1 protein-coding gene is annotated in these 558 nt (G+C 71.5%); it reads right to left on the bottom strand.

Annotated features, from left to right (window positions below):
- Positions 1–558: fibronectin type III domain-containing protein (locus AB4Y73_RS20430; RefSeq protein ID WP_441874512.1), on the bottom strand; the 558-nt coding region annotated here is incomplete at both ends.

Consider the following 558-nt stretch of genomic DNA (forward strand, 5'->3'; position numbering starts at 1 on the left):
GGCTACGGGGGCGCGGACGCCGCCGGTGGTCCAGCCGGTGAGGCCTGATTCGAATCCGCCGTTGGTGATTGTTCCCCCCGTGGACGCCGCGGCGGGGGTGACGGGGGCGGATGCGGTGGAGGCGGGGGAGGTGCCGATGGCGTTGGTGGCGGTGACGGTGAAGGTGTAGGCGGTGCCGTTGGTGAGTCCGGTGATGGTGGTGCTGGTTGCGGGCGGGTTGCCGGTGACGGTCACGGGGGTGAGGTTGGTGGTGCCGGTGCGTGGGGTCACGGTGTAGGAGGTGATGGGTGAGCCGCCGTTGTTCGGTGCGGTCCAGGACACGGTGGCGGASGCGTTCCCTGCGGCGGCGSTRACCCCGGTGGGTGCCGCGGGTGCTGTCGCGGTTGCGGCGGGGGTGACGGGGGCGGATGCGGTGGAGGCTGGGGAGGTGCCGATGGCGTTGGTGGCGGTGACGGTGAAGGTGTAGGCGGTGCCGTTGGTGAGTCCGGTGATGGTGGTGCTGGTTGCGGGCGGGTTGCCGGTGATGGTGACGGGGGTGAGGTTGGTGGTGCCGGTGCG

This window comes from Pseudarthrobacter sp. TAF60_1, from assembly GCF_052113505.1.
Taxonomy (GTDB): domain Bacteria; phylum Actinomycetota; class Actinomycetes; order Actinomycetales; family Micrococcaceae; genus Arthrobacter.